The following is a 15256-nucleotide window of genomic DNA, read 5'->3' on the forward strand; positions in this document are numbered from 1 at the left end:
ACGACGACCCGGCGGTCTCCATCCGCGGCGCCAAGAACGCGCCACGGCCGGGCGGCGACGACACCGCCGGCCCGCCGTAGGGGGTGGGAATGGTGTAGCGGCCCCGGGGGGTCGGATCGGTCCGTTGGCCCAGGTTCGCCCCCGGCGGCGGGCCGGCGCTGCCGATCGAACCGCCCCACTGACCTAACATCTGAGCCGATCCCTAGGAGATGACCGTGATCGTGACCACCGAGAAGAACCCGAAGGCCAAGGCGCACGCCGAACTGGAGCCGGACGCCGAAACACCGGAAGCAACCGAAGACGCCGACGAGGTGCGCGGCGAAGAATCCGGCGAGGCAGCCGATGAAGACGAGGGCGGCGACGTCGGTGCGCTGCTAAAAGGCAAGCGTCCCAAGAACGAGGGCCCTAGGCGCCCGTGGAAGCGCTATCTGCGCCGCTGCGTGTTGCCGGTGTTGCTCGTTGCCTCGCTTGGCGTTTCGGGTTTCCTCGGCTGGCGGCTGTGGCAAGAGCATCAGGTCAAACTGGCCGGCGAGCAGGCCCAGCAGGCGGCCATCGCCTACGCGCAAGTGCTGACGAGCATTGATTCGAACAAGGTCGACGAGAACTTCAGGCAGGTTCTCGATGGCGCGACGGGCGAGTTCAAGGACATGTACACCCAGTCCAGCGTCAAGCTCCGCCAGCTGCTGATCGACAACAAGGCGACCGCGCACGGCGTGGTGGTGGACTCGGCGATTCAGTCCGAGTCGGCGAACAAGGTTGTCGTGCTGGTCTTCATCGACCAGACCGTCACCAACACCGCCGCACCCGACCCGCGCATCGACCGCAGCAGGATCAAGATGACCATGGAAAAGGTCGACGACCGCTGGCGGGCGAGCAAGGTTCAGCTGCTGTGATCCGACGGATCTTGGCGGCAGTCGTATTGGCCGCGGCCACAACGATTCCCACCGCGGCTACGGCGCACGCGTCGGCGCCGTCATTCTGCGGTGAGCTCGGCGGTGACTGGGACGGCCAGTACTGCCACACCTCTGTCACGTCGGAGCGCAAGGCCGTCCGGGACATCAAGGTCGCGGTGCCCGACGACCTGGTCGACAATCCGACCACGGGCCCGGTGATCCGCGACTACCTGCGCACCCTGGTCAACAATTGGAAGACGGCCAACGGCGCCATGGCCGCCGACAGCTACGGCGAGGAGAACTTCGAGGTATTCCGGCACGGCAATCTGCTCAGCGCCGTGTTCCACGAGGACTACCACGCTGACGGGCCAAAGCCCAACAACGCCTACCGGACCTTCACGTTCGACATGGCAAGTGGCCGACGCATGCAGCTGGCGGATCTGACGACATCAAATCCGCTGACGGCCATTCCCCCACTGGCCCAACCGTTTATCCAAACCGCGCTCGATCAGGCGCCGCCGCCACACGACCCGGGAACCTACCCGTTCACCGTCGACCGCTGGACTCCCGACAAGGTCTACTCCGGGGCCTACAAGGCGTGGGCGGTCACTCCGGACGAGTTGATCCTGTACATGCCGGACTACCCGGTGGCGCACGACGAGCCCCTCAACTTCACGCCCGGCGTGATGCAGTGGTTCATGGACGGCGGCACGGTGCAAGCACACATCCCGTTGTCCGCGTTGAGTTCGGTGCTGCGCATCTAGCATCTGCGCCTGTGCGGCTGGCTCAGTTGGCCTTTCGACGACGCAGGTCGATCGATATCACGTCGGCAACGTGCTCGCTGTGCGCCACCTGACCGTCCCCGGTGGACGCGCGGCTGCTGCGGGCCGTGAAGCGGACGCTTGCCGCCAGATCGCCGTAATCCCAGGCTAAATCGCTGACTTCGCGCTTCGTGCGGTCGAGCGCAGTACCCAGCGCTCCGACGATGCGCCGCACGTGCAGGACCGTAGCGTTCACGGCTTCCACCGCGATATCGACGATGCGGTTCAGCTCTCGCTCCAGCATGAACATCCCCCTACTCAGTCCTCCGGGTTGTAGCCGAGGTTCGGGGCGAGCCAACGCTCGGCTTCCCGCAGGGTCCAGCCCTTGCGCTTCGCGTAGTCGGCGACCTGGTCCTGGGCCATCCGACCGATCACGAAGTACTGCGACTGCGGATGCGAGAAATACCAGCCGCTGACGGCGGCACCGGGCCACATCGCCATCGACTCCGTCAGCTCGATGCCGGTCCGCTCCTTGACGTCCAGCAACTCCCACAGTGTCGCCTTCTCGGTGTGCTCCGGGCAGGCCGGGTAGCCCGGGGCTGGGCGGATCCCCACGTACTTCTCGCCGATGAGCGCATCGTTGTCCAGCTGCTCGTCCGGCTGGAATCCCCAGAACTCCTTGCGGACCCGTTGGTGCATCCGTTCGGCGAAAGCCTCTGCCAGCCGGTCCGCGAGCGACTCCAGCAGGATCGCGCTGTAATCGTCGACGGCCGCCTTGAACTCCGCGATCTTCTCCTGGCTGCCGAGCCCCGCGGTGACGGCGAACGCGCCGACGTAGTCAGCCAGACCGGTGTCCTTGGGCGCGACGTAGTCGCCCAGCGACCGGTTCGGGATGCCGTCCCGATGCTCACCCTGCTGGCGCAGGTTGTGCAACGTCGTCAGCACCTCGGTGCGGGTCTCGTCGGTGTACACCTCGATGTCGTCCCCAACCGCGTTGGCCGGGAAGAACCCGATCACCCCGTTGGCGGTCAGCCACTTCTCCTTGATCAGGGTGTCGAGCATCTCCTGGGCGTCGTCGTACAGCTTGCGGGCAGCCTCGCCCGAGACGGGGTTGTTGAGGATGTCCGGGAATCTGCCCTTCATCTCCCAGGCGTTGAAGAACGGCTGCCAGTCGATGTACTCACGCAACTCGGCGATGTCATAGTCCTGGAATTCCCGGACGCCTAGACCCTGGGCGGGCACCGGCGGCGTGTAGCCGTCCCATTCGATGGGCGTCCGGTTCGCGCGCGCCTTCTCCAGCGTCAGCATTGGCCGCTCGTTCTTCTGGGAGTGCCGTTCGCGCAGGTCGGCGTAATCCTTCGCGGTGGCCTCCAGCAGGGCTGGACGCTGCTTGTCGTCGAGCAGCGCGGCGGCGACCGGCACCGAGCGGGAGGCGTCCTTGACCCAGACCACCGGGCCACTGCGACGCGGCGCCACCTTCACGGCCGTATGGGCGCGCGAGGTGGTCGCACCACCGATCAGCAGCGGGATTTCCAGGCCCTGGCGTTCCATCTCTACGGCGAAGTTGACCATCTCGTCCAGCGATGGGGTGATCAGTCCGGACAGTCCGATGATGTCGGCGTCGTGCTCCTTCGCCGCGGCCAGGATCTTCTCGGCGGGCACCATCACACCGAGGTCGATCACTTCGAAGTTGTTGCACTGCAACACAACCCCGACGATGTTCTTGCCGATGTCGTGCACGTCGCCCTTCACGGTCGCCATCACGATGGTGCCGTTGGTGTCCTTCGCCGCCGCGGTGCCGTTCTGCTCTTTCTCCTTCTCGATGAACGGCAGCAGGTACGCGACGGCCTTCTTCATCACCCGCGCCGACTTCACGACCTGGGGCAGGAACATCTTGCCCGAGCCGAACAGGTCACCGACGACGTTCATGCCGTCCATCAGCGGGCCCTCGATCACCTCGATCGGGCGGCCACCCGCCGCCGCGATCTCGGCCCGTAGTTCCTCGGTGTCGTCATCGACGTGCGCGTCGATCCCTTTGACCAGGGAGTGCGTGATCCGCTCGCGGACGGGCAGGCTCCGCCACTCGGCAGTCGCGGGGTCCTCGCCCTTCTCCTTGCTGTTGAACCGTTCCGCGATCTCCAGCAGCCGTTCGGCCGCATCCGCGCGACGGTTCAACACCACGTCCTCGATGCGATCCCGTAGCTCGGGGTCGATCGAGTCGTACGGCACCAGCGCACCGGCGTTGACGATGCCCATGTCCAGGCCCGCCTTGATGGCGTGGAACAAGAACACCGAATGGATCGCCTCGCGCACGGGGTTGTTGCCCCGGAACGAGAACGACACGTTCGAGATGCCTCCGGAGATGTGCACCCCCGGAAGGTTCTCCTTGATCCAGGCGCAGGCTTCGATGAAGTCGATCCCGTAGGTCGCGTGCTCCTCGATACCGGTGGCCAGCGCGAAGCAGTTCGGGTCGAAGATGATGTCCTCGGGTGGGAAGCCGACCTCTTCGGTCAGGATCCGGTAGGCGCGACCGCAGATCTCCTTGCGCCGCTCCAGGTTGTCGGCCTGCCCCTGTTCGTCGAAGGCCATCACGACGACGGCGGCGCCGTACTTGCGGCACAGCCGCGCCTCGCGGACGAACTTCTCCTCGCCCTCCTTCATGGAGATCGAGTTGACGATCGGCTTGCCCTGCACGTTCTTCAGGCCGGCCTCGATGACCTCCCACTTGGAGGAGTCGATCATCACCGGAACGCGGCTGATGTCCGGCTCGGCCGCGATCAGCTTGGTGAACCGGTCCATCGCGGCGACGCCATCGATCATGCCCTCGTCCATGTTGATGTCGATGACCTGCGCACCGACCTCGACCTGCTGCAGGGCGACCGACAGCGCGCTGTCGTAGTCCTCGGCCTTGATCAGGTTGCGGAACCGGGCGGAGCCGGTGATGTTGGTGCGCTCACCGATGTTCACGAACAGGGAATCGTCGGTGATGTTCAGCGGCTCGAGGCCCGAAAGGCGCGTGGCCACCTCGATCTCCGGCAGCTCGCGCGGCGGTTTGCCCTCGACGACCTTGGCGATCTCGGCGATGTGCGGCGGCGCCGTCCCGCAGCACCCGCCGACGAGATTGACTAGGCCCGCCTCCGCGAAGTCGGCGATGTAGCCGGCTTGGCGCTCCGGGGACTCGTCGTACTCGCCGAACGCGTTGGGCAGGCCGGCGTTCGGATAGCAGGAGACGAAGGTGTCCGCGATCCGCGCCACCTCGGCGATGTAGGGCCTCATCTCCGGCGCGCCCAGCGCGCAGTTGAGGCCGACCGCGAGCGGCTTCGCGTGCCTGATCGAGTTCCAGAAAGCCTCGGTGACCTGACCGGACAACGTCCGGCCGGAAGCATCGGTGATGGTGCCCGAAATGATCACCGGCCAGCGGCGTCCGCGCTCCTCGAAAAGCGTCTCGACGGCGAACACCGCGGCCTTGGCGTTCAGCGAGTCGAAGATCGTCTCGATGATCAAGAGGTCGACACCGCCGTCGACCAGGCCGTTCGCGGCTTCGAGGTAGGCGGCGACCAGCAGGTCGTAGGAGACGTTGCGGGCGCCCGGGTCGTTGACGTCCGGCGAGATCGACGCGGTCCGCGTCGTCGGCCCGATGGCGCCGGCGACGTAACGGGGCTTCTCCGGGGTGCTGTATTCGTCGGCGGCCTTGCGGGCCAGGGCGGCGCCGGCGTAGTTGAGCTCGTAGGCCAGGTCCTGCATGCCGTAGTCGGAGAGCGAGATCGCGTTCGCGTTGAACGTGTTGGTTTCCAGGATGTCGGCGCCCGCCTCGAGGTACTCGCGGTGGATCCCCTCGATGATCTGCGGCTGCGTCAGGTTGAGCAGGTCATTGTTGCCCTGAAGGGCGGTCGGCCACTCCGTGAACCGGTCGCCGCGGTAACCGGCCTCGTCCGGCCGGTCCCGCTGGATCGCCGTGCCCATCGCGCCGTCGATCACCATGATTCGCCGGCGCAGGGCGGCCGTCAGTTCTTCGGCGCAGTCGGGGCGGATGTTCGGCACGAAGGTCTCCGACGCCGGGGCGCTTTTGGGGGCGTTCACGTACGTTCCTTCCGTAGCGGAAGGCGTCCTTGACTCTGCCGAGCGTGGCGGATACCGGCATGGCCGGCGAACCGTTGCAACGCCTCTCGACCAGAAAAGTCTACGTCGTCACCCGACGACTGGACGCCCTGCTCGACCCGACCCGCTCGGCGATCGCGCTGCCCGTGAGCGCCGACTCGCGGATCTTGTCGGCAATGTCGTAGTTACCAAGGTTAACCAGATTGCGGCCGAACGTATTTCGTCTCGACCGCGCCGACGCCGGTTGTTGCGGTCGCCGATGCCCAGGTCAGCGGCCCGCGATTGAGTGCCCATCGCCCCGTCACCGGCCATCACACGCGGTGCCAAAGCGTCGAGGATGTCGGTGTCGTAGTCGTGGTCGCTCACGGCAGTCACCCCACAAGGATAGTCGTCCTATGCAAAAGGCCCAGAGGTTGACAGGTCCCTGACAGGCAAGGCCGATGGTCACGCCGAACATCGGGGCGCAAGGCCGTACGCTGATTCTGTGACCCCGCCCCAGGGCCGGCCCTATGGAGGAGCCGCACTGCCCGAACTGCACAACACCATCGTCGTGGCGGCGTTTGAGGGCTGGAACGACGCCGGCGACGCGGCCAGCGACGCGCTCGAGCACCTCGAGGCCATCTGGGAAGCCGACCCGATCCTGGAGATCGACGACGAGGCATATTACGACTACCAGGTGAATCGCCCGGTCATCCGGCAGGTCGACGGGGTCACCCGGGAGCTGGTGTGGCCGGCGATGCGTATTTCGCACTGCCGGCCGCCGGGCAGCGACCGCGACGTCGTGTTGATGCACGGGGTGGAACCCAACATGCGCTGGCGCACCTTCTGCGCCGAACTGGTCGCCATCGCCGACAAGCTCAACGTGGACACCGTGGTGATCCTGGGCGCCCTGCTCGCCGACACGCCGCACACCCGGCCGGTCCCGGTCTCGGGCGCGGCCTACTCCCCCGAGTCGGCGAAACGCTTCGGGCTCGAGGAGAGCCGCTACGAGGGCCCGACCGGCATCGCCGGGGTGTTCCAGGACGCCTGCGTGGCCGCCGGGATCCCCGCCGTGACGTTCTGGGCGGCGGTGCCGCACTACGTGTCGCAGCCGCCGAACCCGAAGGCGACGGTGGCGCTGCTGCGCCGCGTCGAGGACGTGCTCGACATCGAGGTTCCGCTGGCCGACCTGCCGACGGAGGCCGAGGAGTGGGAGCAGGCCATCACCGAGATGGCCGCCGAGGACGAGGATTTGGCCGAATACGTGTCGTCGCTGGAGCAGCGCGGCGACGCCGAGGTCGACATGAACGAGGCCCTGGGCAAGATCGACGGCGACGCGCTGGCCGCCGAGTTCGAGCGGTATCTGCGGCGCCGTCGTCCCGGCTTCGGCCGCTAACCCTGCTTCTTGCCCAAGCCCTGGTTGTAGGCGCTGGTGGACCGGCCGAGCGCCGCGACTTGGGCGTCCAGCTGGGGCAGTAGCTCCGCGGTGGGCTTGTGCAGGGGCAGTTCCCCGACCGGGGTGGACAGTACCGGCTTGATCCAGCGGAACAGGGCGACCCAACCCGGGCAGTAGACGCGGTTGCGGCGGCGTTCGATGCCCTTGACGAACGCGTCCGCGCACTTGTCGACGGTGGTGGTCTTGTTCAGCGGCCAGGGGAAGCTGGCGAGCAGCTTGCCGAAGGCGGGCAGGTCGGCCTCGGTGTCGCGGACCAGGGCGGTGTCGATCCACGACATGTGCGACGAGCCGACGTCGACGCCGCGGTGGGCGACCTCCAGCCGCAGCGCGTTGGCGAGGATCTCGACGCCGGCCTTCGACGCGTTGTAGGGAACCAGGCCCGGGCAGGCGGCGTATGCGGCCAGCGACGAGACGATCAACACGTAGCCGCGGCGCTCGATCACCGCCGGCAGCGTGGCCCGCACGGTGTTGAAAACGCCGAGCACATTGATGTCCATCACCCGCTTGAACGCCTCCGGGTCGACTCGCAACACCGACCCGTAGCTGGCGATGCCCGCGTTGGCCACGACGACGTCGATGCCGCCGAACCGCTCGACGGCCTGCGCGGCGACGGCCTGCATCGCCGGCAGGTCTCGCACATCGGCGACCGCCGTCAGCACGCGGTCGTCGCCGAGTTCGGCGGCCAGCGCTTTCAGCTCGGTGTCGTTGAGATCGGTGAGCACCAACCTGGCGCCCTTGTTACGCAGCCGGCGGGCGACCTCGGCCCCGATGCCCCGGGCCCCGCCGGTGATCAAAACAACTTTGTCCTGCAGTGACGTCATGGCGGCAAACGTACCCTTTACAGTTCCACCCCGAGCAGCGCATCGATCGCGGTCGCCACCAGCTTCGGCGCTTCGGCGTCGTGGCCGCCGTACTCGAGCGCGTCGGTGGTCCAACCATCAAGCGCGGCAAGCGCTTTGGGCGTGTTCAGGTCGTCGGCGAGGTATCGGCGCACCCGCGCGATCACGTCGGCGGCGTCGGGACCGGCGGGCAACCCCGTCGCGGTGCGCCAGCGCCCGAGCCGGGCGATGGCCTCGTCGAGCACCTGCTGGCTCCAGAACCGGTCCGCGCGGTAGTGCCCGGCCAGCAGGCCCAGCCGGATGGCCGCCGGCTCGATGCCCTGGGCCCGCAAGGTCGACACCAGCACCAGGTTGCCCCGGCTCTTCGACATCTTGTGCCCGTCCCAGCCGATCATGCCCGCGTGCACGTAGTGACGGGCGAATCGCCGCTCGCCCCTTACACATTCGGCATGTGCGGCGGTGAATTCGTGGTGCGGGAAGATCAGGTCGCTGCCCCCGCCCTGGATGTCCAGGCCGCTGCCGATGCGGCTGAGCGCGATCGCCGCGCATTCGACATGCCAGCCGGGCCGCCCGTCGCCGAACGGTGACGGCCAGCTCGGCTCTCCCGGCCGCGCGGCGCGCCACAGCAGCGCGTCCAGCTCGTCGCTCTTGCCGGGCCGGTGCGGGTCGCCGCCGCGCTGTTCGAAGAGTCGCAGCATGGTTTCGCGGTCGTAGCCCGACTCGTAGCCGAACTGCGGGGTGGCGTCCGCCCGGTAGTAGACGTCCGGGTAGTCGCCGTCGACGACGTACGCCGCCCCTGAGGCCAGCATCTTCTCGACGAGCTCGACCACCTCGGGGATCGCCTGGGTGGCCGCGACATAATCGCGCGGCGGCAGGACCCGCAGCGCCGCCATGTCCTCCCGGAAGCGCACGACCTCACGATCGCCGAGCTCACGCCAGTCGACACCGTCGCGCTGGGCGCGCTCGAACAGTGGATCGTCGACGTCGGTGACGTTCTGCACGTAATGCACGGCGTGGCCGAGATCCAGCCACTGCCGGTAGACCAGATCGAAGGTGAGATAGGTGGCCGCGTGTCCGAGATGAGTGGAGTCGTACGGGGTGATGCCGCAGACGTACATGGTCGCGGTCGATCCGGCCGCCACCGGCCGCACCTGGCGATCGGAGGTGTCATACAGCCGGAGCTCCGGTCCACGTCCCGGCAATACCGGAACCGGTGGAAACTCCCACGACTGCATGCCAACGACTCTAAACGCGGTGACCTAGCGCCATGCGTCGCGGATGGCAGCGAGCAGGATCGGTGCCACCTCGGCGCGGCACATCACGAAGTCGGGCAGGTAGGGGTCGAACTGGTTGTAGCGCATCGGCGAGCCGTCCAGGCGTGACGCGTGCATGCCGGCGGCCATCACAACGCCGGCCGGCGCCGCCGAGTCCCACTCCCACTGCCCGCCCGCGTGCAGGTAGGCGTCGACGTCGCCGTCGATGATGGCCATCGCCTTGGCGCCCGCCGAACCAATGGCCACCGGCTGTATCGCCAACGATTGGCGCATGCGGTGCAGCACGAAGGGCGGCCGGGTGGCGCTCACGGCAATGCGAAACGTGTGCGGTACGCCGACGCGCGCGGCGCCGGCGGTCACGGTGTCGGTGCGGTACACCGTGTTCCCGCGGGCCGGCAACGACACCGCCGCGTCGGTGATCTCCCGCTGGCCGTTGGTGGGGTCGCCGGTGGGACGCTGCCACAGCGCGATGTGCACCGCCCAGTCGTCGCGGCCCGGCGTGGAGTACTCCCGGGTGCCATCCAGCGGGTCGATGATCCACACCCGGTCGCACTTGAGCCGGCGCCGGTCGTCGTAGGCCTCCTCGCTGAGCACCGCGTCGTCGGGGCGCTCGGCGCGCAACCGGCGCAGGATGAGCTCGTTGGCCAATGCGTCGCCGGCGTCGCCCAACGCCCACGGGTGGCCGAAGCCGATCTCGTCGCGCACATTGAGCAGCAACTCCCCCGCGTCCGCGGCGAGTTCGGCGGCCAGTGCGGCATCGGTCAACTCATCCGGGCCCTGGCTCACCGGCTCAGTATTCCCGACGCCCGAGTGCCGCTCAGAAGGCCGGCCACGGAATGGGCCGGTGCCGGTTGGGGCCCGGCATCACCGGATCGTCCAGCAGCGCGTGCGCGCGCCTGCGCAGCGCCGCGATCTCCGCCCGCGTGATGTGCTCGGCCAATTCATCGCCCAGCGAGCCCGTCAGGGCCTCGGTGAGTCCGGCCACCGGCTCCAGCATCTTCTCGTCGACCGGCTTGTTGGCCCAGCCCCACAGCACCGTGCGCAGCTTGTTCTCGACATGCAGGCACACACCGTGGTCGACGCCGTAGACGTGGCCCTCGACGTCGCGCAGCACATGGCCACCTTTGCGGTCGGCGTTGTTGACCAGCACGTCGAAGACCGCCATCCGCCGCAGCCGGATGTCGTCGGCGTGCATCAAGACCACCTCGTCGCCGGCGTAGTCGTAGGCCCGCAGCACCGGCAGGTAACCGGGCTGAGGTTGGTTGGCGGGAAACAGGTCGACCAGGTCGGGTCCGGGCCGCGGGGCGGAATCGGCGGCGTCGCCCGGTTGGTCCACCCAAAGCTGCAGCATGCCCGGACCGGCAGGCCCGTGACGAATCACCGTGTAGGGCACGATGTTCCACCCCAAACACGTCGACACCAGGTAGGCGGCGACTTCGCGACCCGCCAGCGTTCCGTCGGGAAAGTCCCACAGTGGCGCCTCGCCCGAGACCGGCTTGTAGACGCAGTGCACGGTCGATTCGCCGAGCGTGGACTCACACAGGAAGGTGGCGTTGCTGGCTGAGCGGATACGTCCGATGACCGTCAGCTCGCCGTTGCGCAACACCTCACGGTCGTCAGGCCTCAAGTTCATCGTCAGGCCCGAGCAGCGCGCTGCGCCTATAGCCGTTGGCGCGCGCGCAGATATGGCCCTCCGGATCCAACGGTTCGTCGCACAGCGGACACGGCGGGCGTCCCGCTGAGATGACGCGATTGGAGCGCGTGGCGAACTGCCGCGCCGACTCCGGCGTCAAGAACACCCGCACCGCGTCGGGACCCTCTTCGGTGTCGTCTAGCACCACCGACGCGTCGAATTCGGCGTCGGTGACGGCCAGCAATTCGACCACCACGGTCTGGGCCTCCGAATCCCAGCCCAGGCCCATGGTTCCGACCCGGAACTCGGCGTCGACGGGGGTGATCAGCGGGTTGAGATCCTCGACCTCGGCGGGCTCCGGGGGGACCGGCGTGCCGAACCTGCGATTCACCTCGAGCAGCAGCGCACCGATGCGCTCGGCCAGCACCGCCACCTGCTGCTTCTCCAACACCACCGACACCACCCGGGCATCGTGCACCGCCTGTATGTAGAACGTGCGGTTTCCGGGCTGACCAACGGTCCCGGCCACGAAGCGGTCGGGTGTACGGAAGACGTGAATTGCGCGGGCCATGGCACCTCCAAAATACCGGCTGTTGCCTTCGCCGTGCGATTCGATTGCCCCGCTTGCCCTCTTTTAAGCGGAATTAGTCTGTCGAGCCGCCGACCACCGCGTCGCCGGACGGCATGGCCGGGGCCGGCTCTCCCGTCGGCGCCGGCTGGGACTCACCGTCCGTCTTCGCCTTCGCCTCATCCTGGGGCTCGTCCTTGGGCGGTGGCCCGGCCCGCAGCGCCGCAGCCAACTTCGCACCGGTGTGGTTGACGTGCAACACAAATGGGCGCAATTCGGTGTACCGGATCACACTCACCGACGCCGGGTCGGCGGTGACCCGCTGGAACGCGTCCAGGTGCATGCCGTAGGCGTCGGCGACCACCGCCTTGATGACATCACCGTGGGTGCAGGCCACCCATAGGGCGTCGCCGCCGTGCTCGGCAGCCAGCCGTCGATCGTGCTCCCGGACGGCGGCCACGGCGCGCGCCTGCACCTCCGCCAGCCCCTCGCCACCGGGAAACATCGCCGCACTCGGGTGGGCCTGCACGACCCGCCACAGCGGCTCGCCGGCCAGCTCGGCGATCTTGCGGCCGGTCCAGTCCCCGTAGTCCACTTCGGCGAGCCGGTCTTCGATGAGCGGCTCGAGGCACAGCGCTTCGGCGAGCGGTTCGACGGTGCGCCGGCAGCGCAGCAGTGGCGAACTGATCAGCCCGCGGATGGCCAGGTCGCCGATCCTGTCGATCAGTCCGGCGGCCTGGTCGCGCCCCTTGTCGTCGAGGTCGACACCCTCGGAGCGTCCGGCGAGGACGCCGGCGGTGTTCGAGGTGGAGCGGCCGTGGCGCAACAGGATGACCGTCATACCGCGGTATCCCACTGACATGTCGCCCAAAGCACGATCACGACCGTACCCGGTGCGGGTGCGGGTTCTTGACTAGCGCGAGACCGGCACCGCGTGCGCCACCGAGTCACGGACGGCGGCGATGAGGCTGCGCTCGTCGGAGACGTCGATGTCGACCAGGCTGCGGATCGCCCTCGCGACCACTTCATCCGCCTGGGGAACGGGCCCGGCAAGGCGCGGCCGGTAAATTTCGACGACGAGCGATCGGTGCTCGATGTGGAACGCAAAACTGCGCCCATCACCGACTTGTCCATATCCGCTGGCGAAAATGCCTGTCGACAAATCTTCGACAGCAAACTCTTTCTCCGCGATATGCCGGTCAACGGTGACGGCCATGGCCCGACCATACCCCGCCCGCGAGACTTGATGTAGGCGACATGGCCATATTGGATGCGAAGGCGTTCCTTAATGTCCCCAGTCCACCGTTGTTACGCGAGGGAAAGAATTGCTGTCAACGCACGTGCGTCGCCGAGCGGCAGCTCGCCGAGGTTTGCTTGGCGTCGCGCTTTTGCTGGGCGCCGCCGCGGGATGTTCGTCGAATACATTCAAATCGGCTCCGCCCACCATCGAGCCGGCCGCGCCGGCCGTGTCGCCGCCGGTGTCGCAGAACCCGGCCGGCGTGGTCCGCGCGCTGGTCGCCCACGCCACGGCCGCGGTGTTCGACCGTGGCACCCACCACCTCGCGGTGCTGGCGCCCGCCGCCGCCCCGCCGGGTCCTGCCACCGTCACGGTCTTCGGTGACCCGCAGGCCGCACCGCGCGTCATCGACCTGCCGGGGCCGGCGACCTCGCTGACCGACGACGGCCACGGCACGCTCTTCCTGGCCGCCCGGGGCGGCTATGTCGTGGTCGACCTGACCACCGGCCGTACAAGGCAGGTGAACGTCACCGACGCCGGGCAGGCCGACTTCACCGCGGTCGCCCAGCGCGCCGACGGCAAACTGGTGTTGGGCAGCGCCGACGGGGCTGTCTATATCCTTGCCTCCCCGACACCGGGCAGCGTCGACACCGCGACCGTCGGCAGCCGGACCAAGATCTTCGCCCGCGTCGACGCGCTTGCCGCGCAAGGGAATACGACGGCGGTCCTGGACCGGGGGCAAACCTCGGTGACGACGATCGGCGCCGACGGCCAAGCCCGCCAGGCGCTGCGCGCGGGCGAGGGCGCAACCACCATGGCCGCGGACCCGTGGGGCCGGGTTCTGGTCGCCGACACCCGGGGCGGCCAGCTGTTGGTGTACGGCGTCGACCCGCTGATCTTGCGGCAGGCCTATCCGGTGCCCCAGGCGCCGTACGGCCTGGCCGGATCCCGCGAGTTGAGCTGGGTAACCCAGACCGCTTCCAATATGGTGGTTGGTTACGATCTGTCCACCGGAATTCCCGTCGAAAAGGTGCGTTACCCGACCGTGCAGCAACCGAACTCACTGGCCTTCGACGAAGCGTCAGACACCTTGTACGTGGTGTCGGGGTCCGGTGCGGGGGTTCAGGTCATCGAACACGCGGCGGGTAAGCGTTGACCGCGCCGCGCCGAAGTCAGTTGCCCCCGGGCTGGGACACCGAGCTGTCCGACGAATACGAGTGGGTGCCGCTGCGCCTGCCGCCCGAGGTGACCCGCCTCAGCGCGTCGATCCGGTTGTCCATCGAGGCCGAATTCCGGGGCTGGGAGCTGACCCGGGTGCGGCTTTACAACGACGGCAGCCGACGAGTGTTGTTGCGCCGCAAGAAGTCTCGGCTGAACAACCGGCGGCCTGACCAACCGGAACTGTGACGGTGACCCAACCGCGCGAAGGCGGTTTGTACCGCCTGGTGCGACGGCTGTTCTTCCTGGTTCCGCCCGAGCGCATCCACACGCTGGTCTTCGGGGTGCTGCGCGGCGCCACCGCCGTCGCCGTGGCGCGGCGGCTGTTGCACCGAATGCTCGGCCCCACCGATCCGGTGCTGGCGAGCACGGTGCTCGGGGTGCGCTTCCCGGGGCCGCTCGGGCTGGCGGCCGGCTTCGACAAGGACGGCAAGGGGTTAATGACCTGGGGCGCGCTGGGGTTCGGCTACGCCGAGGTCGGCACGGTCACCGCGAACGCACAGCCCGGCAACCCGCCCCCGCGCATGTTCCGGCTGCCCGCCGACCGCGCCCTGCTGAACCGGATGGGCTTCAACAACCTCGGCGCCGGCGCGCTGGCGATCCAGCTTGCGCGTCACCGGCCCGACATTCCGATCGGGGTCAACATCGGCAAGACGAAGTCCACACCGGCCGCCGAAGCCGTCGACGACTACCGGGCCAGCGCCCGCCTGGTCGGGCCGCTGGCGTCCTACCTGGTGGTCAACGTCAGCTCGCCGAACACGCCCGGACTGCGCGACCTGCAGGCCGTCGAGTCGCTGCGGCCCATCCTGTCGGCCGTCCTCGCCGAGACCTCGAAGCCGGTGCTGGTCAAGATCGCGCCCGATCTTTCCGACGCCGACCTCGACGACGTCGCCGACCTGGCCGTCGAGCTGGGCGTGGCCGGGATCGTCGCCACCAACACCACCGTGTCGCGTGCGGGCCTTCGGACGCCGGGGGTCGACGCGCTGGGACCCGGCGGCATTTCCGGGCCGCCGGTGGCACGCCGCGCCGCCGAGGTGTTGCGGCGGCTCTACGGGCGGGTCGGCGACCGGCTGGTGCTGATCAGCGTCGGCGGCATCGAGACGGCCGACGACGCGTGGGAGCGCATCACCGCGGGCGCGTCGCTGCTGCAGGGCTATACCGGCTTCATCTACGGAGGAGGCTTGTGGCCCAAGCACATTCACGACGGCATCGCCCGCCGGCTGCGCGAGGGCGGGTTCGATTCGATCAGCGATGCCGTTGGCTCGGCTGCGCCGAGGTCCGGTGGCCCGGCGGGCTAAGC

16 protein-coding genes and 1 pseudogene are annotated in these 15256 nt (G+C 68.2%); 8 read left to right on the forward strand and 9 right to left on the reverse strand.

All coding sequences use genetic code 11. The features are described from left to right. The 3 genes and pseudogenes from A5711_RS28025 to A5711_RS11935 form a co-directional block, all read left to right on the forward strand. Nucleotides 1-182, forward strand: a pseudogene (locus tag A5711_RS28025) (MCE family protein); the annotation flags it as partial. Nucleotides 183-209: 27 nt separating this feature from the next. Continuing rightward, complete coding sequence (locus tag A5711_RS11930; protein WP_067946665.1) at nt 210-893, forward strand: tetratricopeptide repeat protein; 684 nt, start codon at nt 210-212, stop codon at nt 891-893. Then, nucleotides 890-1657: a mannan-binding family protein gene (locus A5711_RS11935; RefSeq protein WP_067946668.1), complete on the forward strand. Its 768-nt coding sequence runs from the start codon at nt 890-892 to the stop codon at nt 1655-1657. The genes A5711_RS11930 and A5711_RS11935 overlap by 4 nt, the downstream gene beginning before the upstream one ends. Before the next feature lie 22 nt (nt 1658-1679). Here A5711_RS11935 and A5711_RS11940 read toward each other — a convergent pair whose 3' ends face one another. Together A5711_RS11940 and metH are read right to left on the reverse strand one after the other, a co-directional pair. Beyond that, a complete protein-coding gene (locus tag A5711_RS11940) occupies nt 1680-1964 on the reverse strand; it encodes a hypothetical protein (protein WP_067946670.1) in 285 nt (94 codons plus the stop codon). Nucleotides 1965-1972: 8 nt separating this feature from the next. After that, nucleotides 1973-5635, reverse strand: coding sequence for a methionine synthase (metH, locus tag A5711_RS11945; RefSeq protein ID WP_369829931.1), 3663 nt, complete (start codon nt 5633-5635; stop codon nt 1973-1975). A gap of 143 nt (nt 5636-5778) precedes the next feature. Here metH and A5711_RS26820 point away from each other — a divergent pair, with 143 nt between their 5' ends. Then, complete coding sequence (locus tag A5711_RS26820; RefSeq protein ID WP_156744885.1) at nt 5779-5937, forward strand: hypothetical protein; 159 nt, start codon at nt 5779-5781, stop codon at nt 5935-5937. Between the two features lie 299 nt (nt 5938-6236). Further along, entirely contained in the window at nt 6237-7127 is an 891-nt protein-coding gene (locus A5711_RS11950; protein ID WP_067946675.1) for a PAC2 family protein, read from the forward strand. On the opposite strand, the gene A5711_RS11955 is transcribed toward A5711_RS11950, so the two are convergent. The 7 genes from A5711_RS11955 to A5711_RS11985 form a co-directional block, all read right to left on the reverse strand. Next, entirely contained in the window at nt 7124-8008 is an 885-nt protein-coding gene (locus tag A5711_RS11955) for an SDR family oxidoreductase (RefSeq protein ID WP_067946677.1), read from the reverse strand. The genes A5711_RS11950 and A5711_RS11955 overlap by 4 nt on opposite strands. A 17-nt stretch (nt 8009-8025) precedes the next feature. Beyond that, on the reverse strand, nt 8026-9261 hold the full coding sequence (gene mshC / locus A5711_RS11960; protein ID WP_067946679.1) for a cysteine--1-D-myo-inosityl 2-amino-2-deoxy-alpha-D-glucopyranoside ligase: 1236 nt from the start codon (nt 9259-9261) through the stop codon (nt 8026-8028). 24 nt (nt 9262-9285) lie between these two features. Continuing rightward, nucleotides 9286-10086, reverse strand: coding sequence for a 3'(2'),5'-bisphosphate nucleotidase CysQ (locus A5711_RS11965; RefSeq protein ID WP_067946681.1), 801 nt, complete (start codon nt 10084-10086; stop codon nt 9286-9288). A 31-nt stretch (nt 10087-10117) separates the two neighbouring features. Next, on the reverse strand, nt 10118-10933 hold the full coding sequence (locus tag A5711_RS11970) for an SCO1664 family protein (protein ID WP_369806091.1): 816 nt from the start codon (nt 10931-10933) through the stop codon (nt 10118-10120). Then, nucleotides 10917-11504 carry a DUF3090 domain-containing protein gene (locus A5711_RS11975; protein WP_067946686.1) on the reverse strand — a complete coding sequence of 196 codons (588 nt, stop codon included), beginning with the start codon at nt 11502-11504 and terminating at the stop codon, nt 10917-10919. Before A5711_RS11975 ends, A5711_RS11970 begins: the two co-directional genes overlap by 17 nt. 73 nt (nt 11505-11577) lie before the next feature. Next, complete coding sequence (locus tag A5711_RS11980; protein ID WP_067946688.1) at nt 11578-12342, reverse strand: histidine phosphatase family protein; 765 nt, start codon at nt 12340-12342, stop codon at nt 11578-11580. A gap of 72 nt (nt 12343-12414) precedes the next feature. Continuing rightward, on the reverse strand, nt 12415-12717 hold the full coding sequence (locus A5711_RS11985) for a hypothetical protein (RefSeq protein ID WP_067946690.1): 303 nt from the start codon (nt 12715-12717) through the stop codon (nt 12415-12417). 124 nt (nt 12718-12841) lie between these two features. Between A5711_RS11985 and A5711_RS11990 the strand changes: the two genes are divergently transcribed. The 3 genes from A5711_RS11990 to A5711_RS12000 are packed head-to-tail and all read left to right on the forward strand — an operon-like array spanning nt 12842 to nt 15254. After that, a complete protein-coding gene (locus A5711_RS11990) occupies nt 12842-13894 on the forward strand; it encodes a YncE family protein (protein WP_369829930.1) in 1053 nt (350 codons plus the stop codon). Continuing rightward, nucleotides 13891-14145 carry a DUF5703 family protein gene (locus A5711_RS11995; RefSeq protein WP_067946694.1) on the forward strand — a complete coding sequence of 85 codons (255 nt, stop codon included), beginning with the start codon at nt 13891-13893 and terminating at the stop codon, nt 14143-14145. The genes A5711_RS11990 and A5711_RS11995 overlap by 4 nt, the downstream gene beginning before the upstream one ends. A gap of 26 nt (nt 14146-14171) precedes the next feature. After that, nucleotides 14172-15254: a quinone-dependent dihydroorotate dehydrogenase gene (locus tag A5711_RS12000; protein WP_197520790.1), complete on the forward strand. Its 1083-nt coding sequence runs from the start codon at nt 14172-14174 to the stop codon at nt 15252-15254. Nucleotides 15255-15256 lie beyond the last annotated feature (2 nt).

This window comes from Mycobacterium sp. E2238 (genome assembly GCF_001672665.1).
Taxonomy (GTDB): Bacteria; Actinomycetota; Actinomycetes; order Mycobacteriales; family Mycobacteriaceae; genus Mycobacterium.